The sequence below is a fragment of the Sphingomonas sp. BRN-1R genome, from assembly GCF_057748035.1.
In genome coordinates, this window is sequence record NZ_CM173236.1 from 1,132,017 (window position 1) to 1,151,798 (window position 19,782).

Consider the following 19,782-nt stretch of genomic DNA (forward strand, 5'->3'; position numbering starts at 1 on the left):
TGATCGCATATATGGAAATGAGTTTTATTGGTGGATTTCCTACTGTGAGGTGCTAGGATATTCTTGCGGTCGCAGACAAAGAAACGACGGCTGTAGGCATTAGGAGGTGAGCGGATGAATGCGCCCAAGGTTGAACGCCTTTGCCTGATCGCTGACCTTGCCGACGATCCTGACGCGATCGAGGCTTATCGGCATTGGCATAAGCCCGGTGGTCCCCCGACGCCCGTAACCCGTTCGATTCACGCCGCCGGGATTCTCGAAATGGAGATCTTCCTTGTAGGCAACCGGTTAGTTATGGTCATCGATGTTGGCCCCAATTTTGATTTCGTAGCAAAAGCTGCGGCTGATCGAAGCAACCCGGATGTCGTCGCGTGGGAAACGCTGATGAGCCGGTTTCAACGGCCACTCCCTTGGGCTGATGCAGGCGACAAGTGGGTTCCCGCCGTTTCCATTTACCGACTGTCTGATCAGCCTCTGAAAGCGACGCAATGACGATTACCCGCAGACAAAGTCTTCAACTCGGTGCGCTGTGCGCGGTGATGCCCCTGAAGTCCGCCGATGCACATGCCGCCCCAGCACCGGGCGCGAGGCGCGGGCTAGATAACCAGCGTGTTCCCGATCTTGGCAACGGCACCTTCCTCAATCCGGTGCTGGCCGGCGACCATCCCGACCCCACGATCCTGCGGGATGGCGCCGATTACTACATGACTTTCTCAACGTTCGATTCTTATCCAGGATTGCTGATCTGGCACAGCCGCGATCTGGTGAATTGGCAGCCACGCACGGCCGCGCTGACGCGCAATGTGGGTACAGTTTGGGCACCGGAGCTGATCCGTCACGGCAGCCGCTTCTTCATCTACTTCCCAACCGTCAACCCGGGGGCGAATTGGGTGATCTGGAGCGACAGCATCAACGGCCCATGGAGCGATCCAATCGATCTCGGCTTGCCCGATCACATTGACCCTGGGCACGTCGTCGGTGAGGACGGCAGTCGCTGGCTATTCCTTTCGGGCGGTGATCGGGTGCGGCTTCGCGACGACGGCCTCGCGACAATCGGGAAGCCCGAGCATGTTTATGATCCGTGGCATTATCCCGATGAGTGGGATGTCGAAGGCTTCAGCCCCGAAGGGCCGAAGCTGGTGCGCCGCGGTGACTATTTTTACATGATCACCGCGGTTGGCGGCACCGCCGGGCCGCCGACGGGGCACATGGTCATCGCAGCTCGGTCGCGTTCGATCAACGGACCATGGGAAAATTGTCCAAATAGCCCGCTCGTCGACACCCGCTCAGACGAAGAGCATTGGTGGTCGCGTGGCCACGCCACGCTCGTAGAGGGGCCAGCGGGTGATTGGTGGTCAGTCTATCATGGCTATCAGCATGGTTTCTGGACATTGGGGCGGCAGCTGCTGCTTGATCCCGTCGAGTGGACGGCTGACGGATGGTTTCGCATGAAAGGCGGCGATCTTTCGGTGCCGCTTGCCAAACCGCGCGGCGGCGCCGCGGTGCCCCACGGACTGGCGTTATCGGACGATTTCGATGGTCCGCTCGCCCTGAGTACCCGCTGGAAGTTCTTCAAGCCGGCCCCGCAGGAGGCGACCCGTGCCAGCGTCGCCGGTGGCGCGCTACGGCTCAAGGCGAGCGGGACCGCGCCAAAAGATTCTTCGCCCTTGCTGCTGGTTGCGGGTGACACCGCCTATCAGTTCGAGTGCGACATCGAGATCGCGCCCGGCGGCACTGCCGGCTTGATCCTGTTCTACGATCGCGAACTCTATTGCGGCCTTGGCTTCGACGAGAAGCGGTTCGTCACGCACCAGTACGGGATCGAGCGGGGTCGACCGGCTAATCCGCACGGCCGGCGGATGCGAATGCGTGTGACCAATCGCGAGCATATCGTCTCCTTCCACACCTCTGGCGACGCTGGGAAAACATGGCATCGGTTCGACCGCGGCATGGAGGTATCCGGTTATCACCATAATGTGCGCGGCGGTTTCCTTATGCTGTCGCCAGGCCTTTATTCGGCCGGGCAGGGCGCTGCGATGTTCCGTAACTTCACTTTCACGGCGCTTTGACGCGGAAAGGTACCACACATGCTGATCTCACGACGCTCGTTCGTTGGCGGCGCAGCCGGTGCGGCCGGTCTATCCGCGTTGCCGGCCCTTTGCGCTGCCGGATCAGCGCAACGGCGCTATGACGCCACGTGGGAGTCACTCGTCGCCGGGTATCGGCCGCCGGACTGGCTTCGCGACGCTAAATTCGGCATTTGGGCGCATTGGGGGCCCCAAAGCGTAGGGCGAGCCGGCGATTGGTACGCCCGCAAGATGTATATCCAAGGCGATCCTTTTTATGATCGCCACCTGAAGGATTGGGGGCATCCGTCGAGGCACGGCTACATCGACATGATTGGCCAATGGAAGGCGGAGCGTTGGCAGCCGGAGAAGCTGCTCGACCTCTACCAGCGTGCGGGCGCACGCTATTTCATGGCACTTGCCAACCACCACGACAATTTTGACACGTTCGCCTCGCGCAATCACGAGTGGAACGCGCTTCGCATAGGGCCCAAGCGCGACATCATCGGCACTTGGGAAAAATTGGTCCGTCAGCGCGGTATGAAGTTTGGCGTATCAAATCATGGATCGCATGCATGGCATTGGCTTCAAACCGCTTATGGTTACGATCCGGAAGGGCCGAATAAAGGGGTGCGCTATGATGCCTATCGGCTCACCAAGGCAGATGGTCACGGGCGCGATTGGCAGGGTCTCGATCCGCAAAAGCTTTATACCGGCGGCAGCTTGGTCATGCCGGAGGGGATCCCGACCATTGACGCTGCCAAGGAATGGCATCTGAAGCACGATCGCGTCTGGACCGAGGAGGCACCGGCGCAAAATCCAGCTTTCACCGCCAGCTGGGTCGCGCGGGCGAAAGATCTGATCGACACCTACCGGCCTGACCTTGTCTATTTCGACAATGTCGGCAGTCTGCCGCTCGGCCAGGCGGGGCTTGACGTCACTGCATACTACTACAATCGCTCCCTCGACTGGCATGGCGGGCGTATGGAGGTGGCCGTGACGGCTAAGCAACTGCCCGCCGCGAAAGCTTCAGCGGTGCTTGAGGATGTCGAGCGCGGCGCGCATCAAGGCATTGTCGATCACCCGTGGCAGACGGATACCTGCCTAGGCGATTGGTTTTATGATGACCGCATCTTTGCCGAGCACCGCTACAAGAGCGCGCGAACAGTCGTACACTTGCTGTGTGACGTGGTCTCCAAAAACGGATCTCTCATGCTCAATGTGCCGCTCCGTCCCGACGGCACCATTGATGAGGATGAGCATGCTATCTTGAATGAGATCGGCGACTGGATCGCTATCAACGGCGAGGCAATCTACGACACGCGACCGTGGCGCATCTTTGGCGAAGGGCCAACCCAACCAGCCGAAGGCATGTTCGGCGAAAAGAACCAACAGCCTTATACGCCGCGGGACATACGCTACACGAGCAAGCGCGGCGTGATTTACGCCATCGTTCTGGGGCTACCGGCTGATCGCGTTGTTCGGCTTTCGGCGCTGAACGCTGGCGAGATCGGGCGCGCTGAGCTCCTGGGCAGAAGCGGCGCGCTGCGCGTTAGCACAATGTCGGATACGGTGAATGTCGGCTTGCCATCTGATCTTGTCGATGCGCCTGCTTACGTGATCCGTATCACGCCTACCGATGCGCGTATGCATGGATGAACGAGTGAATACTTCACGATTGTCGCACACAGCTGTCGAGGTTTGCAGGCTCTCAGCCATTCGCGAGCTATAAGGGTGTTGTTGCCCCCCTAAAGGCCTGACGGAACCTCGCGGGTTTTTGTGATGAACTGGCCGGGGGGGGGGGCGATCGCCTAAAGCACGGTGTGGATGCACCTCGTTATAATAAGCGATCCAGCCTGGCAGCTGCTCAATCACGGTTCGAGCATCTGGCCTTGAGTTCACCCGGACATAGTCACGCTTGAGGGTGCGGCCGAATGCCTATGCCATGGCGTTCGATTGTGGAGAGCAGACCGGGTCGTAAGCGGCACCAGGCCGATGTTGCGAGCGAAGCTGCGGGTGTCGCGCGCAGTGTAGCAGCCGCCGTTGTCGGTGAGCCACTCGATCGGTTCAGGCACGCCGTTCACTTGCCCGTAGCGGTGCTCGACGGTGGCGACCATCGGGTTTTATACGTCCTCAGCGGTGATCCCGGCTGTCTTCGCCACACGCCCCGTTGCCTCGCTATCAAAGCAGTCGAGTGGGAAGGCGACCCCGACCTTCTCGCCATTGTTACAGGCGATCTCGAGTCCATCGGAACACCAGCGGGTAGCGCGCTAAAGGGCCAGCTACTGCAGACTTCCCACGATCGTTCTTGATCTTGAGACTACAATCGGCCTCCAGACACCGATGCAGCGCCTCCGTCGAGCGCTGCTGTATCCGCTTGCTAAAATTCTCATCGCACGAGTCTAGACGGATCTTGATAATTGATGGCCAACAGAAGCATCAGATCTCTACGATCGCCTTTATGACACCCGCGCTTGGCGACATCCAGGCGCCGATCACCTGCGGCAGATCGGCAAGAAGCGCGCTGTGCGTGTGCATGTCTCCGGTTGGCACGCGACCTTGGCGTATCAGCGCGATCACCGCCGCGAAATCCGCCATGGTCGCGTTGCGGCTGCCGAGCAGAGTGGTCTCACGCTTATGGAACTCAGGATCATTGAAGGTGATGTCCGCCGACACGACCGACACCAACACATAGCGGCCGCCGTGCGCGACATAGTCGAAGCCGGTCTGCATCGCCTCGGCGTTGCCGGTTGCGTCGAACACCGCATCGAAGAACGCGCCGCCGCTCACCTCAGCGAGCCGCGTGACGGTATCCGCATCGAGCGCCACGGCGCGCGCTGCCCCGAGCCGCTCGACGCAGAACGCCGCGCGCGCGGCATTTCCATCAAGCATTGTCACCTCAGCGCCGCGCATCGCAGCGAACAGTGCCACCGCCATGCCGATAGGTCCCGCACCGACCACCAGCACTCGATCCTCTGCGCCGCTACCGCCACGCTCGACCGCGTGGTAGCCGATTGACAGAAACTCGACCATCGCCGCCTGATCGAGCGTCAGCCCTGTCGTGTCGAGCAGGTAGCGCGGCGGGATCGCCAACAGTTCGGCCAGGCCGCCGTCGCGGTGAACGCCCAGCACCTGGATGTTGGTGCAGCAATTCGTCTTGCCCTTCGAGCAGGCAATACAGTGACCGCAGAACAGGTAAGGCATGATGCACACGGGCGTGCCGGGCGCAAAACTGCTTTCCGCATCGGCAATTTCGACCGTCCCGGCGAGTTCGTGCCCCATCACACGCGGATAGCTGAGGAACGGTTGGGTGCCGCGCATGATGTGGTAATCGGTGCCGCACATGCCGACGCGACGAATGCGCACCAACACCTCGTCAGGCGGGGGTGAAGGCGCTTCGCGTGTCTCGAGCGTGAGCGTGCCGGGTTCGCGGCAAGTGACAACGTGCATGGTTCAGAATGTTCCGTTTGAAAAGGCAGGGCGGCGCGATGCGCCAGAGGCGAAGGCGGCAATGACGACGAACGCGGCTGCCGGAATCAACATCGCCGTCGCGATCGAGCTATGGTCGGAGGTCCAGCCCATCGCCGCGGTCAGCGCCGCGCCGCCGATAATCGCCATGATGATGAGCGACGCACCCGCCTGTCGTAGCGGTCCCAGGCCGTCGACACCGAGCGCGAAAATAGTCGGAAATTGAATAGACAGGAAGAAGCTCGCTGCAACCAGTGCGTACAGCCCGATTGTGCCGCCGACCAACGCGGCGATTACGGCGAGCGCCATGGCGAAGACAGCAAAGGTAAGCAGCATGATCGCGGGACGCACCCGTCCCATCAGCGCAGTCCCGGCAAAGCGCCCGACAGCGAACAGCCCCAACGAGGCGAAGAGCATATCGGCCGCGCCGCGCTCGCCAATGCCGGGTACGCTTGCCTCGGCATAGCGGATCGTAAAGCTCCACAGCCCGACCTGCGCGCCGACGTAGCAGAATTGTGCGAAAGCAGCGGCGAGAAGCCACGGCTTGGTGAAGACGGCGGAGAAGCGCGGCCGGGGTGCGCTCGCCTTCTCGCGCTCCACCCCGGGGAAGCGTACCGCAGTCGCCGCAAGCGCGAACGCCAGCACCACCAGGGCGATGACCAGATAAGGCGCTTGGACTGCCAACGTCTCCGCCCGGTAATACGCCAGCCGCTCAGCCGCCGGCATCGCCGCCAACGTCACATCGTCATGCTGAATGCCCGACAGGATGAAATTGCGCCCGATCAGGATGCCGGTGATGGCGCCCAGCGGGTTGGCCGCCTGCGCCCAGTTGAGCCGCCGCGCTGCGCCTGCAGCGTCGCCAAGCTCTGTCATCAATGGATTCGCTGACGTTTCAAGGAATGCAAGGCCCGAAGCTATGACGAACAAGGCAAGCAGGAACAAGAAATACTGGCCAAACGCTGCCGCCGGATAGAACAGCAAGGCGCCTGCCGCGTACAACGCGAGGCCGGTTACGATCCCGGCTTTATAGCCGCGCGCGCGAAGCAGCAGCGAGGCAGGGATCGCGAACAGAAAATATCCCAGGTAGAACACCTGCTGAACAAAGCTGGTAGCAAAGTCGCTGAGGATGAACGCTTTCTTGAACTGCGCGATCAGAATATCGTTCAGGTTGTTCGCCAGCCCCCAGAGGAAGAACAGGCTGACTGTGACAGTGATCGCAGCGACGTAGCCACCACGTGTGCTGCCTCGCTCCGACGCGGCCTCTCCTACCACTAGCACTGGCAATCCTCCCCCGTCGTTGTCTAGGTCAAAGCGCGATCCAGATGCGTGTAGCCACCATCAGGCACGATCCATTGCCCCGTCGTGTGCGAGGAGCGATCGGAAGGTAGGAATACAACACTGTCCGCAACCTCGCGATCGCTTGTCATTCGTTTGCCGAGGGGAATACGCTTGGTGATTTCGGCGAGCTGTGCCTCTGGGTCAGCGAAGTTCTGCAGCCAGTTCTGGTAGAGCGGCGTCATCACCTCGGCGGGCAACACCGCGTTCACGCGCACGCCATCCTCGGCAAGCGGACTGCGACCTACAATCGCCGGAATCGCACCCTCCTCGGCGAGCACGCGTGAGATGGTACCCCCGATGCCGGCACCACCGCCGGTGACGATCACCACCTTGCCATCAAGCCCCATTTTCATGCTGGTATGGTCCGGAAGCGGTAGCGTTCGAGCGTGTCGGGCTTCATCTCGATTGAAAAACCCGGTCGGGATGGCGGCATGTAGGCCGCGTTGCGGATCAGACACGGATCCAGGAAATGCTCGTGGAGATGATCCACGTATTCAATCACACGTCCTTCGCGCGTGCCGGAAATCGCGACATAATCAATCATGGAGAGATGCTGAACATACTCGCACAGCCCAACGCCCCCTGCGTGCGGGCAAACCGGAAGATCGTATTTGGCCGCCATCAGCAACACGGCGAGTATTTCGTTGACGCCGCCGATACGACAGGCGTCGATCTGCACCACATCGATGGCCCCGGACATGATGAACTGTTTGAACAAAATTCGGTTTTGGCACATCTCGCCGGTTGCGACTTTCACGTCGCCGATACCTCGGCGAATTGCGGCGTGACCGAGCACATCGTCCGGGCTGGTGGGCTCCTCTATGAACCAGGGTTTAGCGCAGGCGAGCGCGTTGACCCAGTCGATTGCTTGTCCAACCTCCCATACTTGATTAGCGTCGATCATCAGGTGCCGATCGGGGCCGATCACCTCACGCGCGATCGTCAGGCGCCGGATGTCGTCGTCGAGGCTGACGCCGACCTTCAGCTTGAGATGGTGGAACCCAGCAGCTACAGCCTCCTCAGCAAGCCGCCGCAGCTTGTCATCCGGATATCCAAGCCATCCCGCCGACGTGGTGTAACAGGGATAACCTTCCGCTTCGAGCGTAGCGATGCGTAGCGCTTTGCCCTCTGCCTGTGCCTCGAGGAGTGCTAGCGCTTCGTCAGGGGTGATACAGTCGGTAAGGTAGCGGAAGTCGATTGCGCGAACGATCTCCTCCGGAGTCATATCGACGATCAAGCGCCACAGAGGTTTGCCCGCAGCCTTTGCCCACAGATCCCAGACCGCGTTCACCACGGCACCGGTGGCAAGATGGATCGCTCCCTTATCCGGGCCGATCCAGCGCAACTGGCTGTCAGATGTAATGTGACGCCAGAACCGGCCGACGTCTGTGGTAATCCATTCTAAATCGAGCCCCACAACGAGAGTGCGCAACGCCTCGATCGCCGCTACGCATACCTCGTTACCACGACCGATCGTAAAGGTGAGGCCGTGCCCCGCGAGACCGTCTTGGTCTGTGTCGAGGATCACGTAGGCTGCCGAATAATCGGGATCGGGATTCATCGCATCCGACCCGTCCAGCGACACACTAGTTGGGAACCGTAGGTCCAACGCTCGGAGTCCAATAATCTGCGTCAAAGCGTTCGCTCTCCGATTTCGATTGGCGCGCTACGGACTTGTAAGATCGTATGCATCGGCAAACCCGCTAGTTTCATATGCAAAAGCTATTATCAGAATGTTGGCGACGCAAGGGCAAAGTTGAGCAGTTTGCTATTTGCATCGCGCCGTTCAGTGCGGTATCGGGAATAATGACCGACAAAGGTGCGCGTCCGAGCGAGCGCGACGGCGACCATGCTTACACCGCGCCCGCGCTGGAGAAGGGGTTCGACATAATCGAGCTGCTCTCAGATTTTCCAGACGGCTTGACGATCAAGGATATGGCCCAGCGGCTACACCGCTCAATCAGCGAAATCTTCCGTATCATAATGGTGATGGAACGGCGCCGATGGTTGCGTAAAGACATGGAGAGTGACCGTTACGCTGTTACATATCACGCGTTAGATTCGGTGCAGCGAGCTACACCGGCGCAGACCTTGGCGGAGGTCGCTAAATCTGCGATGCTTACCTTCGCGAACGCGACAAACCAGTCTTGCCACCTTGTCGTTAATTCGGATGGGATTGGATTGGTCGTGCATCGACAAGAAAGTGGCGCGCCGTCGGGATTCGCGATGCGAATGGGGGCGGCCATCGACTTGGCGACTAGCTGTTCCGGGCACGTCCTGCTCGCTTTCCTTGAAGAAGGGAGGCGCGAAGCAGCACTGCAGCAATTACCTAGACCGCTCAGCATGTCGGAGCGGAAGTTGCGCCAGCGCCTCGACGTCGTACGCACGCAAGGCTTTGAGCGGCAGTCTAGCGCGCGGACCAGCGGCGTCACGGACGTTAGTTTTCCAGTTTTCGGTTTTGACGGTCGCATTCTCGCGGCACTTACCGTTCCATATCTGATGATGATCGATGATGCGGCAACAGCTGGGATCGAAGTGACGCAGGCATACCTGGGGGAGGCTGCGAGACGGATCAGTCGGGACCTTGGCTGGACGGGCTGAACGCTCACCTTCCTTCTAGAGCGGTTTCCGCGCGTTCTGAACCTTGAGAATACGCACGGTCGGCTTTCCTGTTGCGGCTTTGTGCCGGATCAAGGGGTGGCATGGATGCTACGAGTGCTATCATAAAATTTCGGGAGCGGGTAGTCGCGGCGGTCGACGGCGGAACGTCGTGGCGGCGGCGGCGCTGAGCGTTTTGAGGTCAGCGCGGCGAGCGCGATCCGATGGCGGCAGCTGGCTTTGCGTCATGGCACGCCGGCCGCAAAGCCGCAGGACAGTGATCAGCCGCACGGCGACGATCGAGGATCACGCCGCCTTCATTCTGAAGGCGATCGGGCAGCAGCCTCCGGGAGTTTCTGCGGAGCATGTATGACTGGCAAGCGGAGCGATATCACGCGGCGGGACGCGTTGAAGATGACGTCGCTTGGCGTGATTTCCAACGCGATCGGTGTGACAATGCCGACAGCGGCGAAGACAAGCAGCAGTGCTGTTGAGACATTGTTGTGGTATAAACAGCCCGCGAACCTCTGGACCGAAGCGCTTCCGATTGGAAACGGAAGAATTGGAGCAATGGTGTTCGGTGGGATAGCTGAAGAGCGAATTCAGCTGAACGAGAGCACTTTGTGGGGCGGCGGTCCATATGACCCGGTCAATCCGCAGGCTGCAGGCAGTATGTCCGCGCTTCGCCAATTAATATTCGGGGGTCATTATTCCGAAGCCGAAGCTTTCGCTGCAACCCATGTTATGGGAACGCCGATCCGACAAACGAAGTACAAATCCTTTGGTGATCTCATCATCACGATGATCGGCATCGTAGCCGAAGAGACGAGCGAGTACCGACGCTCACTTGATATCGACGCGGCGGAGGCGGAGACGCGCTTCACCCATCGCGGCGTGTGCTATACGCGGAGTGTGGTCGCGTCGCCTAGTGATCAGGTCATCGCAATGAGGATCGCCGCCGACCGAAGCGGCAAGGTTTCGATACGATTAGGTATGAGGACGTCGATGAGGAACGCGAGCGTTGCCGTTGAGCGGCAAAGCACGCTCGTGCTCTCTGGGCGTAACGACGAAGATGCTGGTATCCTTGGAGCGTTGCGGTTCGAGGCCCGCGTACGCGTGATTGCAGAAGGTGGCGTCGTCACCGCAGATAGTGCAACCCTGACCGTCTCCGACGCCCACGCCGTCACAGTGCTGATAGCGATGGCGACAAGCTACCGCCGCTTCGACGATGTTACCGGCGATCCGACCGCGATTACGCGTACTCAGATCACCGCAGCGACTGGCCGCAGCTTCGCGAAAATCGCCACTGATACCGCTGCAGATCATCGCAAGTTGTTTCGCAGGGTCGAAATTGATCTTGGCGCCGCACCGGGCCGTGCGCTGCCAACCGACGAACGCATCGTCGCTTCAGTCGCGAGCGACGATCCCGGACTTGCCGCACTATATTATCAATATGGGCGCTATCTGCTAATTTCGTGCTCGCGACCGGGAGGGCAGCCGGCAAATCTGCAGGGAATATGGAACGAGTCGAACAATCCACCATGGGGCAGCAAGTTCACCATCAACATCAATACCGAGATGAATTATTGGCCGGCCGAAACCTCGAATCTTGCTGAATGCGTAGAACCGCTGGTACGCTTGGTGCGCGACTTGTCGCTGACCGGCGCTCGTACCGCGCGCGAGATGTATGGTGCACGTGGTTGGGTGGCACATCACAACACAGATTTGTGGCGCGCAACCGCGCCAATTGACGGTGCCAAGTTTGGGCTATGGCCGACGGGCGGTGCATGGCTATGCACGCATCTTTGGGAGCATTATCAGTTTCACCACAATCGTGCATTCCTCACATCGGTCTACCCGCTGCTACGCGGCGCATGCCTCTTCTTCCTAGATACGCTACAGACCGACCCGGCAAGCGGCCATCTGGTCACAAATCCCTCGATGTCGCCAGAGAACGGCCATGGTCATGGCTCATCGCTTATCTACGGCCCAACGATGGACATGGAGATCCTGCGGGACTTGTTTGACCAGACGTGCACGGCAGCGAAGATCTTAGCTACCGATGCTGACCTTTCCCGCGAGATCGCATCGGCACGCGCAAAACTGCTGCCGCTTCAGATTGGTGCCGCCGGGCAGCTGCAGGAGTGGCCGTTTGATTGGGACATGCAAGCGAACGACCTTCACCATCGTCACGTGTCACACCTTTATGGCCTGTTCCCGAGCGATCAGATCGACCTAGACCGCACGCCTGCTCTTGCGGCGGCTGCGAAGCGCTCTCTGGAAATTCGCGGCGATCGCGCGACCGGTTGGGCGACGGCGTGGCGCATCAACCTGTGGGCGCGCTTGCGCGAGGGCAATCACGCGCATGAGATCTTGCGTTTCCTGCTCGGCCCCGAGCGGACCTATCCAAATCTGTTCGATGCACATCCGCCCTTCCAAATCGACGGGAATTTCGGTGGTGTCTCCGGCATCAACGAGATGCTGCTGCAAAGCCAGGGTGGTGTTATTCAACTCTTACCCGCTTTGCCCGCAGCTTGGCCGAACGGGGCAGTGTCCGGCTTACGTGCGCGCGGCGGCTACACTGTCGACATCGCTTGGCGTAATGGCCGACTTTCCAGCGCGACGATCGTTGCAACCGAAGCGGGCGAGGCGATTGTGCGTTACGGCGACGGTCAGAACATAAATGCGATGTTGGCTGGGCAAGCCAAACGATTACGGCAGAACAGCTTCAAGACATTGCGCTAGTGCGGTTTCGGCCGACATAAATTGTTGAAAATTATCAAGGGCGTAATTCTCTGATGCAGCCGTTTTGCCGGCAGGAGGGCGGCGGCAACGCTCTAGAGCGGTTTTCGATCAGTCTGCATCGTAGCCGCAGGCGGCGAAGTAGTTGGCACATTCCTGGGGCGAGTAGAGATCGAGGATGCGACCGATGGCGTTCCATAGGCCATGGACGGTCCGCTCGGCCGCTTTTCGCAGGTGCGCCTTCAGCTTGGAGAAGGCCTGCTCGATCGGGTTGAAGTCTGGGCTGTAGGGCGGGAGGAAGAGGAGCGTTGCGCCAACGCTTTCGATGGCGGCTCGCACGGCCGGCGCCTTGTGGCTCGACAGGTTGTCCATCACGACCACGTCACCGCGGCCGAGTTCCGGCACGAGCACGCGCGTGACGTAGGTGAGGAACGCATCGGCGTTCATTGGTCCGTCGAGCACCCAGGGTGCTACCATGCCCGTGCGGCGCAGGCCGGCGACGAAGGTCGTGGTCTTCCAATGTCCGAAGGGGATGCCGGCGCGCAAGCGCTGGCCCCGCCGGCAGCGACCATGGCGCCGCGCCATGTTGGTAGACGCCCAGGTCTCGTCGATGAAGACCAGCTTGTCGGGGTCGAGATCGAGCTGGCCCTCGAACCACTCCTCGCGACGCTTCAGGACGTCGGGACGATCTTGCTCCGTCGCGTGGCCGGTCTTTTTTTGCGCGTGATCCCGTGGCGGGCGAAGAAGCGCCAGAGCGTGGCGATGCTGACGCTCACGCCACGCTCGGCCAGCATCCCACGAAGCTCTGCCAGCGTCGGATCCGGCTGCTGCTCGATCGCCTCCAGAATGAAGGCGGCATGGTCCTCAATCTTGGGACTTCGGCGATCACCGCCCTGCGGCTTGGCCGCCGGCGTGCCATGAGCGAGCACCAGCTGTCGCCAGCGGATCGCGCTTGCCGCGCTGACGCCGAACCGCTCTGCCGCCTGCCGGCAAGACACCCCGCTTTCGACAGCAGCGATGACACGATCCCGAAGATCACGCGATAACGCTCGACCCATCCATCCCGGCCTCCTTCGCCAGCACGGATCGTGAATCAGAAAACGGGTGCCGTGTGAATCCCCAACGATTCAGCCCCGACGAAAACCGCTCTAGCGGGCCGAAATATCTGACACCGGTATCTAAAAATCTTGTCATGCCGATGAAAGTGGCGTAGAGCCATTCCTGAAAACAGGTTTCATTGACGAAATCGATGGTGGAGAGTGATGCGATGGGCGCGACCGCACCCATCCGGTAAGCCGAAACAGATCGCGTACGAGATGAGAGCGACATTGCCGACGAGCAGTGCGCCCAACGCGAATGACAACTCGGGATTGGCTTACCCGCCGCGCACCCTTGAGCAGTGTCGATGCAAAGAAGCGGCGGTTCTGGCCGCAGAACAGGGGAGGCATATGAAGCACTTGAAAGGCGAAATACGTCCGGGACGCAAGACAAGCGCGTCTTTTGCCGCACTCCTAGCGGTGGGTGTTGCCGTGCCCGCCTTCGGGCAAGATCAGTCGTTGCCAACCGATTCGCCTGCACGTCCGGCTGCAAGCGGTGCGGAGACGACGCAGACCGCCGCCGACGACATCGCCGCGCAGGATATCGTCGTGCGCGGCTTCAAACAATCAATTCAACTGTCACTTAACGACAAGCGCAATTCGAACGTTCAGATCGACGAGATCAACGCGCAGGATATTGCTGACTTTCCCGACTCAAACCTTGCAGAGTCGCTCCAGCGTCTGCCGGGCGTCTCGATCGACCGCGACAACGGCGAAGGGCGCGGCATCACGGTTCGGGGCTTGGGCGGCGATTTCAACCGGACCCGGCTGAACGGGATTGAGGCGCTATCGACTGCCGGTTCAAACGATTCCGGCACCAGCCCGAATCGCAGCCGATCGTTCGATTACAATACCTTCGCATCCGAGCTGTTCAGCTCGCTGCGGGTCCAGAAGACACCATCGGCTGAAACCGACGAAGGTTCGCTTGGCGCGACGATCGACCTCGAGACCGGCAAGCCCTTTGACTATCCGGGCCTCAAGCTTGGTCTGTCGACCCAAGCAAGCTACAATGAAAACAGCAAGAAGCCCGCGCCCCGCATCGCCGGGCTCGCCTCGGTGCGCTTCGGCGCGGACAAGCGCATGGGCCTGCTACTGTCGGGCGCGTACAACAAAGAAGTCAACATCATCGATCAGTATCAGCGTGCCGTTGGCGCGTCTGATTATCTGTACCGTGGTAGCCAATTCTTGGGTGAAGGTGCGACGCAATATGCCGGCTTCGCGGTGCCGACCACCTTCTCGCTGCCCTATGCCAACCCGGACGCGCTGGCATTGCAGCGCGGTTCCGATCCTGCTGCTTATGCAAAACTCTACCCGGGTGCGCCGTACAACACGCCGGGCCGCTACGACGATTCGCAGGTCCGCATCCCCGCGCTGCCCAGCCTGACGCACCAGCAGGTCCGCAACCAGCGGCTCGGCATCACCGGCGCCTATCAGTGGGACGTGACGCCGCACACGCGCTTTACGCTCGACGGGCTGTACTCGCGCTTCCACAATGAGAGCGAAAACGACCAGCTCTCGCCGGTCGGCCTCAACCGCAACAACACCAACGCCGCCTATAACAACGCGCTCGGCCGCCTCTCGCCAACGGCAGCGCGGGCAACCTATCCTGGCATCTGCACGCCTGCGGCCGGCAGCGATATCACCGTGTCGCAGGATTGCGGGTCCAAGCTGTACGGCTCCACACCGGCGTTCTCGACCGCGCTCAACGCAGCCGGGCAGCTCGTGCCGTCGGTGCTGGGTGCGGCAGCGACGCAGCCGGGCGGCGTGTCTCCCGCCAACGCCAACATCTTCAGCGTCAACCCGAACAATCTTGATCCCTACGATTATTACAACAACCCCAACTCGGTCGGGTACATACCCTCATCGAACGGGCTTGCCTATCGCGGCCAGCTGATCGGCCGGCCGGCGGTCGACGTGCTGGACGCGAACGTCAACAACGGCACCGCCGACTATCTGGTGCTGCGCGGTGTCGATATGCGGTCCGCAGTCGATTACGCGGCTTATACGACGACCTTCTGGCAGGGCACTGCGCGGATTGATCAGGACATCGGCGATAAGATCAAGATGTCGGCGATCTACGGCCGCTCCAAGTCGGTCAATTATTCGACCGGGTTGCTGGTCGAGTTCAACCGCATGGATTCGCCGCAGAATTTTGTTTACGACGACCGCGCGCACGGTGCGATGCCGTCGCTCAACTTTGGATTTGACGTTGCCGATCCGAACAACTGGCAGACGGTCAAGGGCTTTTCCGCGATCCGTCATTACGAGCGTATTGTCCGCAACACTTATGAAAGCGGCAAGGTTGATTTTGATTGGAAGGTGAACGACCAGTTCAATATCGGCTTCGGCGGCAACATTCGCGACTTCGGCTTTTTTACGCAACAGGCGGAGCGCAACACCGACACGCTGAATCCGACTCTGCTGGAAGCGGGATCGACCACAGCGGCCAACAGCAAGGTCGTCGAGTTTGGCCGGGGCCTTGCGCTTCCTGCCGGAACCCCAACCAGCTTCCTCGTTCCTGATCTGGCCAAGTTCAACAATCTGCTGGGTTTCGAGTGCAATTGCGTCAACAAATATGGTGACTGGCAGCTCACCACCAAGCGCAACGGTGGCCAGAACACCTACTCGGTCGATGAAAAGGACAAGGGTTTTTACCTCGAATTCGATTTCGATACCGACCTGTTCGGGCGCGGGTTCCGCGGCAATGTCGGCACCCGCGTCGCGATTACGGATGTCACGTCGTTCGGCACCTCGCAGGCTGGCCGACCGATTGTAGGCCGCAACAGCTATACCGACTGGCTGCCGTCGATGAACCTCAACTACGAGGTGATGAAGAACCTGCTGGTGCGCTTCTCCGCATCGAAGGTGATGGCGCGCCCGCTACTCGCCAATCTGTCGCCGACGATCACCTCGATCTCGATCCCGAGTGACGGCAGCGTCAGCGGTGCGACGTTGACGGTCGGCAACCCCAAGCTTAGCCCGTTCCGCTCGTCGAATCTCGATGCCAGCATCGAATGGTATTTCGCGCCGGGTGGCCTGCTTTCCGTCGCCGCGTTCGAGAAGGATATCGACAGCTTCCCGCAGACGGTGCTCTACGCGGCTTCGTTGTCGGATCTAACCGACGCCGCAACGATCGCGGCGATCCGCGCGCAATATACCAATGTCGCGCAGCTCGCCTATATCGACGCCAATCTGCCGTTCGTCGCGCGTCAGTACCGAGACGCGCCGGGCGGATATCTGCGCGGCATCGAGGTGAGCTACCAGCAGAACTTCACCTTCCTGCCGAGCTTCCTCAAGAACTTCGGCACGCTGCTCAACTATACCTACATCCAGTCCGAGCTGAACTACATCCTCGATCCGGGCACCGCGACCAAGCCGCGCACACTCGGCAAGGCGCCGTTCCTCGGCGTGTCGCCGCAGGCGTTCAACGCGACCTTGTTCTACGAGGTGAAGAACTTCCGCGCGCGCGTTTCGGCATCGTACCGCAAGGGCTATAGCAAGACCTATCCGGTGGCGGCTGGGTCGTGCAGCCCAGGGCTGACGACGGTCGGCGGCGGCACCGTAGAGTCGGTCGGCTGCGACAGCCCGCTGATCAACGACTTCGTGTTCAGCGAGAACACGCTCAACCTCGACGCGTCGGCGACGTTCAACATCACCAAGGCGTTCGCGCTGACGGTGGAGGGGCTGAACCTCACCAACCAGAACACCAACAACTATGCCTATCAGGACAGCCCGGCAGTGTCGCAATACGCCAGCTCGGGCCGGGTTTATCGCGTCGGCGCTCGCTTGACCTTCTGATCGGACGATCCGTTCCCTCGACCTCCTCGCCGGCAGATCCCTTTGCCGGCGGGGGTTTTTTCATCCGGCGGGAATTTTAGAGATAGCTTGTTCAGCGGTCTACGGACCGGATGTCTAGGAGGACATGATAGTGGATGTGACCCGACGCGACGCCTTCGGACTGGCGCTGGCAGGAACCGCGATGGGCCTTGCCGGCGATGCAGCGGCCGCGCCCGCCGCGCCCGCCGCGCCCGCCGCGCCTGCCTGCCGGCGCGTGTTCGCCGAGAATTGGCGGCGCGGCGTCGACCGGCAGCGCATCGCCGATCTTGGCGATGGCCGCTTCCTCAATCCGCTAATCGCCGGCGACCACCCCGATCCCGCCATCCTCAAGGACGGCGCGGATTATTACATGACCTTCTCCAGCTTCGACTCCTATCCGGGGCTGACGATCTGGCATTCGCGCGATCTGGTGAACTGGCGACCGCGCACGGCGGCGCTCACCCGCAACATCGGCTCGGTCTGGGCGGTGAGCCTGGCCAAGCACAACAATCGCTACTTCCTCTACATCCCGACCAAGGATCCCACGACGATCTGGGTGATCTCCGCCGACCATATCGACGGGCCGTGGAGCGATCCGGTCGATCTCAAGCTGCGCGGCCATATCGACCCGTGCCATGCGGTCGGCGAGGACGGCTCGCGCTGGCTGTTCCTGTCGGGCGGCGACCGTATTCGCCTGTCGGAGGACGGGCTGTCGACCGTGGGCCAGCCCGAGCATGTCTATGATCCGTGGCATTATCCGGAGGATTGGGACGTCGAGGGCTTCTCCCCCGAAGGTCCCAAGATCCAGCGCCACGGCGACTGGTTCTACATGATTACCGCCGTCGGCGGCACCGCCGGCCCGCCGACCGGGCATATGGTGATCGTCGCGCGCTCGCGCTCGATCCACGGACCGTGGGTGAACTACGAGCATAACCCGGTGGTGCGCACCACCAGTAACGACGAGAAATGGTGGTGTCGCGGTCACGCCTCGTTGGTCGAGGCGCCGGACGGGAGCTGGTGGTCGATCTACCACGGTTATGAGAACGGCTTCTGGACACTTGGCCGGCAGGCGCTGATGGACCCGATCGAATGGACCCCGGACGGCTGGTTCCGCATGACCGGCGGCGACCTCTCGCAACCGATCGCCAAGCCCAAGGGCGGCGAGGGCGGTCCGCACGGCCAGCCGTTGTCGGACGACTTCCGGACGCTTGCGCTCGGGCGCAAATGGAGCTTCTTCAAGCCCGGCGCGAACGAGAGCGGTCGTGCCCGCACCGAGGGCGGCGCGCTGATCCTGAAGGGAAGCGGCAAGGCGCCGGTCGATTCCTCGCCGCTGCTGCTGACGGCGGGCGATCTCGGCTACCAGTTCGAATGCGATATCGAAGTCGCGCCGGGCGGCACCGCCGGGCTGATCCTGTTCTACGACGAGAAGCTGTATTGCGGGTTGGGCTTCGACGAGCACAATTTCGTCACGCACCAATATGGCATCGAGCGCGGCCGACCCAAGAATCCGCACGGCCGGCGGATGCGGCTGCGCGTCGCCAACAAGCGCCACATCGTCGCCTTCCATACCAGCGGCGACGGCGGCAAGACCTGGCATCGTTTCGATCGCGGCATGGAGGTGTCGGGCTACCACCACAATGTGCGCGGCGGCTTTCTGATGCTCCGGCCCGGCCTGTATTCGGCGGGAACGGGCGAGGCCGTGTTCCGCGACTTCCAGTTCACAGCGCTCTAGCGGCGTATTGCGCTCACCCGTCGTGTCGATTGTGTGGACAGATCGGCGAGCGCGGCTTCAAGGCACCAACTTTGGCCCCAGAAGCTACTTCACTTTGGTGATAACCGCGTTCATGAACAGGAGAGGGGCTGGCGATGATGCTGGAAGGGAATGTCGACCGCATTGCGCGGGCGTTCATCGATGCACGCCGCAGCGGCATCGGGTTGCCGCAGTTTCCGGGAGAGATGCCGACGACGCTTGGTGATGCCTATGCGGTGCAGGATCGCGCGATCGCGCTGACGTCGGGTGCGCGCATCGCCGGGTGGAAGGTCGGCAAGATCAGCCCGCCTTTCGAAGGGGTCGATCGACTTGCCGGGCCGATCTTCGCCGGCCATGTCGTGGAAGCGGCCGACGATCTGACCATGCCGATCTTCGCCGACGGCTTCGGCGCGGCCGAGGCCGAGTTCCTGCTGCGCATCGGCACCGCGCCCGATCCTGCCAAGACGACCTACACCACGCAGGAAGCTACCGCTCTGATCGACGCGGTGCACGTTGGCATCGAGATCGCCAGCTCGCCGTTCCCGGGCATCAACGATCACGGCCCGACCGTTACCGTCTCGGATTTCGGCAACAACAACGGCCTGATCGTCGGGGCGGCTGTCGAGACCTGGCGCGATCTCGATCTCGATGCCTGTTTGGTCGAACTGTGGATCAACGACGCGCTGATCGGCAGCGCCACCACCGCGACGATGCTCGACGGGCCGTTCGGTGCGGTGCGCTTCCTGCTCGAATCGTGCGCCGCACGCGGCATCCCCGTCGAGGCGGGTCAGTGGATTTCGACCGGCGCGGTCACCGGCGTCCACCCGGTCGCGGTCGGGGACCGCGTGGTCGCGCGTTTCGATCGCAGCATGGCTGTAGAGTGCGTGATCGGCGCGTATTGAGAGGC

Annotated in this window: 14 protein-coding genes and 1 pseudogene; 8 read left to right on the top strand and 7 right to left on the bottom strand. The window is 61.2% G+C overall.

What is annotated here, in order from left to right; genetic code table 11:
• The first annotated feature begins 114 nt into the window (after positions 1-114).
• Genes AC3ANX_RS05150 through AC3ANX_RS05160 form a run of 3 tightly spaced genes read left to right on the top strand, consistent with a single transcriptional unit; the run spans position 115 to position 3,725 of the window.
• Positions 115-492: an L-rhamnose mutarotase gene (locus AC3ANX_RS05150; RefSeq protein ID WP_488335948.1), complete on the top strand. Its 378-nt coding sequence runs from the start codon at positions 115-117 to the stop codon at positions 490-492.
• Positions 489-2,069 carry a family 43 glycosylhydrolase gene (locus AC3ANX_RS05155; RefSeq protein WP_488335949.1) on the top strand — a complete coding sequence of 527 codons (1,581 nt, stop codon included), beginning with the start codon at positions 489-491 and terminating at the stop codon, positions 2,067-2,069. Before AC3ANX_RS05150 ends, AC3ANX_RS05155 begins: the two co-directional genes overlap by 4 nt.
• An 18-nt stretch (positions 2,070-2,087) precedes the next feature.
• Positions 2,088-3,725: an alpha-L-fucosidase gene (locus tag AC3ANX_RS05160; protein ID WP_488335950.1), complete on the top strand. Its 1,638-nt coding sequence runs from the start codon at positions 2,088-2,090 to the stop codon at positions 3,723-3,725.
• A gap of 138 nt (positions 3,726-3,863) precedes the next feature.
• Here the strand turns inward: AC3ANX_RS05160 and AC3ANX_RS05165 are convergent.
• The 5 genes and pseudogenes from AC3ANX_RS05165 to AC3ANX_RS05185 form a co-directional block, all read right to left on the bottom strand.
• Positions 3,864-4,327 (bottom strand): annotated as a pseudogene (locus AC3ANX_RS05165) (integrase core domain-containing protein); the annotation flags it as partial.
• Positions 4,328-4,505: 178 nt separating this feature from the next.
• A complete protein-coding gene (locus AC3ANX_RS05170; RefSeq protein ID WP_488335951.1) occupies positions 4,506-5,516 on the bottom strand; it encodes a zinc-binding alcohol dehydrogenase family protein in 1,011 nt (336 codons plus the stop codon).
• 3 nt (positions 5,517-5,519) lie between these two features.
• The gene (fucP, locus tag AC3ANX_RS05175; RefSeq protein WP_488335952.1) at positions 5,520-6,812 is read right to left on the bottom strand and encodes an L-fucose:H+ symporter permease; all 1,293 of its coding nucleotides are present in this window, start codon (positions 6,810-6,812) and stop codon (positions 5,520-5,522) included.
• A gap of 23 nt (positions 6,813-6,835) precedes the next feature.
• Entirely contained in the window at positions 6,836-7,225 is a 390-nt protein-coding gene (locus AC3ANX_RS05180) for an SDR family oxidoreductase (RefSeq protein WP_488335953.1), read from the bottom strand.
• Entirely contained in the window at positions 7,222-8,433 is a 1,212-nt protein-coding gene (locus AC3ANX_RS05185; protein ID WP_488335954.1) for an L-fuconate dehydratase, read from the bottom strand. The genes AC3ANX_RS05180 and AC3ANX_RS05185 overlap by 4 nt, the downstream gene beginning before the upstream one ends.
• A 245-nt stretch (positions 8,434-8,678) precedes the next feature.
• Between AC3ANX_RS05185 and AC3ANX_RS05190 the strand changes: the two genes are divergently transcribed.
• Positions 8,679-9,473, top strand: a complete 795-nt coding sequence (locus AC3ANX_RS05190; RefSeq protein ID WP_488335955.1) for an IclR family transcriptional regulator — start codon at positions 8,679-8,681, stop codon at positions 9,471-9,473.
• A 366-nt stretch (positions 9,474-9,839) separates the two neighbouring features.
• The gene (locus AC3ANX_RS05195) at positions 9,840-12,215 is read left to right on the top strand and encodes a glycoside hydrolase family 95 protein (protein ID WP_488335956.1); all 2,376 of its coding nucleotides are present in this window, start codon (positions 9,840-9,842) and stop codon (positions 12,213-12,215) included.
• Between the two features lie 108 nt (positions 12,216-12,323).
• On the opposite strand, the gene AC3ANX_RS05200 is transcribed toward AC3ANX_RS05195, so the two are convergent.
• Together AC3ANX_RS05200 and AC3ANX_RS05205 are read right to left on the bottom strand one after the other, a co-directional pair.
• Positions 12,324-13,270, bottom strand: a protein-coding gene (locus AC3ANX_RS05200; protein ID WP_488334225.1) for an IS630 family transposase whose coding sequence is annotated in 2 segments (ribosomal slippage) — positions 12,324-12,934 and positions 12,934-13,270 — 948 coding nt in all. Because the reading frame shifts where the segments join, the coding sequence is not laid out codon by codon here.
• Entirely contained in the window at positions 13,248-13,499 is a 252-nt protein-coding gene (locus AC3ANX_RS05205; protein WP_488335957.1) for a hypothetical protein, read from the bottom strand. The genes AC3ANX_RS05200 and AC3ANX_RS05205 overlap by 23 nt, the downstream gene beginning before the upstream one ends.
• A gap of 269 nt (positions 13,500-13,768) precedes the next feature.
• Between AC3ANX_RS05205 and AC3ANX_RS05210 the strand changes: the two genes are divergently transcribed.
• From AC3ANX_RS05210 to AC3ANX_RS05220, 3 genes are all read left to right on the top strand, one after another.
• On the top strand, positions 13,769-17,107 hold the full coding sequence (locus tag AC3ANX_RS05210) for a TonB-dependent receptor (protein WP_488335958.1): 3,339 nt from the start codon (positions 13,769-13,771) through the stop codon (positions 17,105-17,107).
• A gap of 130 nt (positions 17,108-17,237) precedes the next feature.
• Positions 17,238-18,857: a family 43 glycosylhydrolase gene (locus AC3ANX_RS05215; protein ID WP_488335959.1), complete on the top strand. Its 1,620-nt coding sequence runs from the start codon at positions 17,238-17,240 to the stop codon at positions 18,855-18,857.
• Between the two features lie 134 nt (positions 18,858-18,991).
• On the top strand, positions 18,992-19,777 hold the full coding sequence (locus AC3ANX_RS05220; RefSeq protein ID WP_488335960.1) for a 2-keto-4-pentenoate hydratase: 786 nt from the start codon (positions 18,992-18,994) through the stop codon (positions 19,775-19,777).
• Positions 19,778-19,782: the final 5 nt, after the last annotated feature.